This window comes from Sphingopyxis sp., assembly GCF_036402335.1.
Taxonomy (GTDB): Bacteria; Pseudomonadota; Alphaproteobacteria; order Sphingomonadales; family Sphingomonadaceae; genus Sphingopyxis.
In genome coordinates, this window is the sequence record NZ_DASWTD010000595.1 from 1 (window position 1) to 4,821 (window position 4,821).

The 4,821-nt window shown below is 63.2% G+C and carries 5 protein-coding genes; 1 reads left to right on the forward strand and 4 read right to left on the reverse strand.

Translation table 11 applies throughout. The annotated features are described in order from the left end of the window. On the forward strand, positions 1-441 hold a 441-nt coding region (locus VGD20_RS19325), incomplete at its 5' end, for a hypothetical protein (protein ID WP_331136002.1). Positions 442-1,109: 668 nt separating this feature from the next. On the opposite strand, the gene VGD20_RS19330 is transcribed toward VGD20_RS19325, so the two are convergent. The 4 genes from VGD20_RS19330 to VGD20_RS19345 form a co-directional block, all read right to left on the reverse strand. Further along, positions 1,110-2,285: a hypothetical protein gene (locus tag VGD20_RS19330; RefSeq protein WP_331136003.1), complete on the reverse strand. Its 1,176-nt coding sequence runs from the start codon at positions 2,283-2,285 to the stop codon at positions 1,110-1,112. Next, complete coding sequence (locus VGD20_RS19335; RefSeq protein WP_331136004.1) at positions 2,282-3,760, reverse strand: S10 family serine carboxypeptidase-like protein; 1,479 nt, start codon at positions 3,758-3,760, stop codon at positions 2,282-2,284. Before VGD20_RS19335 ends, VGD20_RS19330 begins: the two co-directional genes overlap by 4 nt. Further along, positions 3,757-4,269 carry a RidA family protein gene (locus VGD20_RS19340; protein ID WP_331136005.1) on the reverse strand — a complete coding sequence of 171 codons (513 nt, stop codon included), beginning with the start codon at positions 4,267-4,269 and terminating at the stop codon, positions 3,757-3,759. The genes VGD20_RS19335 and VGD20_RS19340 overlap by 4 nt, the downstream gene beginning before the upstream one ends. A 44-nt stretch (positions 4,270-4,313) precedes the next feature. Further along, positions 4,314-4,821, reverse strand: a 508-nt coding sequence (locus VGD20_RS19345; protein WP_331136006.1) for an aminotransferase class V-fold PLP-dependent enzyme, incomplete at its 5' end; no start/stop codon positions are given.

The window sequence follows — 4,821 nt, forward strand, 5'->3', positions numbered from 1 at the left end:
CGCGGCGCGCTCGGCGGGCGCGTCGGCGAGCACCGCGCGCTCGTCCGGGTCCAGGCTCCGCTCGCGGTCGCGCAGACCATAGAGATCGCGAGTCTCGGTCGCGGGCATGTCGATCTCGCGTCGGATCTCAAGATCCTTTCGCCCTATCTGACCGGCACACCGGTCGAGCTTCTCGCGCGGCCCGACGGGCTCGTCGCGCGCGCTGGCGGCCGCGCCGTGTCGGGCTGGCGCTATTGGTACAGCGACTGGCGCCCCGGCCTGCCGCGAACGCTCGACACCCGTATCTCCTCGCTGGCGTGGGCGCGCGGCGATGCGCTCGACCACGCCGCAAGCATCCAGGGGTTTCGCTATGCGGTCGCGGTGAGCGTGTCGCGCGGTGCGCGCGAGGACAGTTATCGCGATATGGAGACGACCGAGCATCATTTCTGGCTCGACGACTGACGCGGAGGCAAGGCGGCAAGCCTCTCCACGGCGAGGCTCGCAAAGGGCCGCAGTCGTGGGTAGAAGCTCCCGATGGCCCCGCGCCCCAACCCTGCCAAGGGAAAGGGACAGCCCATAAGGGCTGCCCGAGTTTCAATGCAGAATGCTCTCCATCTGGGTCGCGGAGCGGCGCGTAGAGCAATGCCGCGCCAGCGCCAGAAAATTCAGGACGCCGTGACGGAATCCGAGCCCGCTGATGCATAAGCGTCACAGACAGCGATAGACAATGGTAGCCCGGTCGCTGGATCCGGCGATAAATGACATGCGGACTGCGAAACGCGCAGCCGTCAACGGCATGCTCCTCAAGGTCTGCTTTCAGGCGATCGGCGGAAGGACTCCAATGACCGAGATCGGGCGCCTTGCAGACGATCAACCGTGCGACTCCTATCCGATGATCTGTGACGAAGCTCGACATATCGGTGGCGAGGAAAAGTGCCGCCTGCGCAATGTCCTGTCGGACACCATTCGTAGCAGGTTGCGACCCGTTCGAGTCCTCGATCGAACATCCACTCGATGCGATTATCGCGCTGATCGGGGCATGGTTGTGGACAGTCCCGCGATCGTGGCAGAGGCGGCACATATATTTGGGCCGGGCGCCGCATAAACAGCTTTGGCAAAATCCGGAACGTCTACGCCGAACTGCTTCCACCAGGGCCCGTGTCCGAAAGCCAAATACCGATGGGCTTGGCAAGCCACATGCCGGGCGCCTTGAGAGAAGCGAACGCATCACAGGCGAAACGCTCCTGCCGCAAGGCGTCGAGCAGAGGCAAGCGAGCGGCAAAATAAGGGGTTTCCAGGTCCAGCAACGCCGTAAAAGAAAGAATGTCTGGCGATGAGGAGTGGGTCAAAACGTCAACCAACACGGATGTGAGATCGAGGTTGCTGAAAGTGCTGCGCCGACTGCCCTCTCTCCAGTCCCAGTTTTCGGCGATCCCTGGATTGGATGACACATAAGGCTCCGCGACCCCCGATCCGAATCTTCGTTCCAGCCATGGCTTCGCGAACCCTCGTTCCACAATTGCGGGAGAGGAAATGGGCCGCCCCTCCAGGCCATCCCACAGTAGCGCCTGCGCCTCTTCGCCGAAGCTCTCGCGCAATGACATGCCAAGCCGATCCGCTTCCGCGCCGCTCAGGCGGTCGGCCTGCAAAAGTGCCGGAAACAGTCGATCAAGCGCCGCCGATTCCGCGTCGACCATCTGACCGGCGGATATCGTCACGCCGCGGCGTTGCCATGTGCGCGCGGCGAGCGTCGGCAGACGCATTGCATAAGCGATGGGATTGCCGGGCAAGCAGGCCAACAAGGCGGAATTGATCGCCGTCTGCAGCAGGATCAATGACGTCGGTGAAGCGGCTGGGGACTTGCGTTGTAGATGATGTGCAACCTTCAGGGCGCGTAGCCCGCCCATTCCCAAGCCCAGTAAATGGATTTCTCGTCCCTTGCCGGCATAACGGTCCAGCCAAGCCAGGATCGCACCGGCATGAAACCGGGTATCCGCTTCGATATTCCAGAGGGACGTCGACAAATTGCCGCCAAATCCGGTTCCGGGCGGATCGATGAAAACAATATCAGCGACACTCGCCACCCCGAGCGCCCTCTTTTCGCCGCCAAGCCAACCCAGTACTTCCAGCGAGGATAGTCCCAGCGGGCCACCAAGGACGAAAAGGAGCGGGCGGCGATCGGCATTGGCGGCCCTCATCTCGACAATCGTCGCGGGCGCATTCGCCACGCCTGTGCCGAGCGAAAGCAGTGCGACGCCCTTCTCGCGCAGCGGTGGAACAAAGCTCAGATCTGCAACGGCTGTCACGATCTCCCTCCGACCAGTTCGCGCAGGTCTCTTTGAAAGACCACCAAAGATGCCGGGTCGCGGTCGACGCCATGTCCGGCCTCATAGTGACGCTTCACCAGTCGCCCCCGGGGTAGATTGCGGGACGACAGGACCATTTCGGAAGCAAAATAGGGGGTCGCGAGATCATAATAGCCTGCCGCCATCATGACGCGCAGCCGCGGGTTCGCGCGCATGTCGTCGGCAAGGGCGACGGCCATATCGACATTATCGAATGGCCGCCCGTAGCTGCCATCTTCATAATTCCAGTTCGACCCGCCAACCAGCGCCAGATAGATGTAAGGCCTGTCAATCGAGACTCCGAGCTCGTCCGTGAGGTACCGCCGGAAGGCCATTCCGATCGGCGTCTCGAGGTAGGGCGGGGCGTCACGAAAGGCCTTGACGCGATCGGCTTCCGCGAGACCGGCGACCCGGCCGTCGCTGCGATCGAGCATTATTCCGAGCTGACGACCGTAATCGGCCATGAATTGCTCCGATTTCACTTTCAGATCCGCTGACAGCAAATAGTCCGTTGGCAAACCGACTAAGTCGGACATCTCGTCGGCGACCTGCCTGCGCCGTACCGAATCCAGTCTTTCTCCCCATGCAAGCGCCGGAGCATAGCGCTCCAGCGCGAACGCTTCGGCGCGGTTCAAATGGGAACGAAGGTCCGTTCCTCGCGCGGCCGAACGATGAAAATGGTGGACAGCTGCATAGCTTGGCAGAAAATAGATATAGGGCAGATCATTGCCCGGCGCGAAGCGTGTTGAAGCGTAGCTGATGACGCTGGAATTGAGTATTACGCCCGCCAGCGGCGTGCCGAGCGCATGCAGCCGGTGCGACAGCGTCGCGGCGCGAACCGTGCCATAGCTCACCCCGGCAATGTAGACCGGACATCGGCCGCGACCATGATCGTCCAGCCATGCGCGGATGAACCGGGCGAAGCACTCCGCATCTTCAAAAAGACCCCAATAGCGCCGTTCCGGCACGCCTGGCAGCACGCGACTGAAGCCGCTGCCGACCGGGTCGATGAATACCAGATCGGCCTCGTCGATCAGGCAGCCAGGATTATCGACGATCCGGTAGCGCTCGACCTGATCGCTCTCGGATACGGCGATACGCGGTCCCATGGATAGAAAGTGCCACGACAGGGCGCTACCGCCGGGACCGCCGCCGAAGAAGAAGATGACCGGACGACCGGTCCCCGGTGCATCCCGGCGGATATAGGAAAAGGTGAAGAGGGCAGCGGATGGCCTTCCCTTGTCGTCGCGAAGCAGTGTTTCGCCCGCCTCGGCATCATAGGCGATTGTCCGCCCGCCGATACGGATGCTGCGCCTGGTCATCTGCATGCCGGTCCGGGCCTCGGCCGCACGCACATTATGGGCCGCCAGGGCGAAGCCTGCCGCGAGAGCTGATTTGACGAGGAACCGCCGCGAAACGGCGTGCACGCCGGTCATGGTTCGAGTTCCAGTACCGCGGCAATGGCAACGGCGGCGTTTCGCGACAGGCCCCGCACCCCAATGGCCGACCTGCTGGCCGTGCCGGCCTCATCGCCCAGCACATCGATCATCACGGCCGAGGCGCCGTCCATTACCTGCGCTTGCTCGAAGAAGCCCTCCGCCGACGCGACATAGCCTGTCATGTTGATGAGCTGCCGGATCTGCATCAGGGAGCCGCCCAGCTCAGCATAGACCGTCTCCAGCACGGCAAGAGCCGTTATCCGAGCCGCTTCCTGCGCCTCAACCAGGGTCAGATCGCGGCCGACGAGACCGCTGTAGAGTGGCACGCCCTCTCGCCTGGCGACGGTGGTTGACAGGTACAGCATCTGACCGGCCCGACGTGCGGGCCGGTAAAGCCCGATCGGTTCCGGCTCGTTCACGTCGCGGCCCAGCATGCGGCGAAACTGCGCATCCCGGCCGAACAAATCCTGCGCTCCCGCTCGCCGGGGCGACAGGACAAGGCTCATGGCGAGGCTCAGCCCCCACAGTCCAACCGCGCGACGTGTCGGCCTCACCCCTTTCTTCCCCAATCCTTGAGCGAGCGACCAAGCACATCGAAGAATCTTTCAATGTCGGTCTGACGGGTATGAACATGAACGGACAGCCGGACGCCGCGCCCCGGTGCAACGCGGATCCCCGCCGCCTGAAAACGGTCGTTGAGGGATCGCATGTCGACGTCATCGATCCGGAACGCTACCATCGCCGCAGAACGGTCCGCCTCGGCCGGTGTAAAGAGAAAGGCTCCGGGAAGCGCGTTCGCGCGCGCCATCACAAGGTCGCGAAGTTGCCGCTGTCGCGCGAAGATTGCCTCCGGGTCAAGCCGCAGAAAAAAGTCCAGCGCCGCTGCATATCCGTCGAACAGCGCTCCGCTCGCCGTGCCCGTCTGCATGAGCCGATCCGCCGCCTGCCCTTCGGCGCTCCCCAGGTGAAGATTGCCGGCAAGCCGATCGAGCCCTTCGCCCCGGCCATAGAGGAAGCCGCAACCTGCCGGCGCGAACATCCATTTGTGGGGGCTTGCG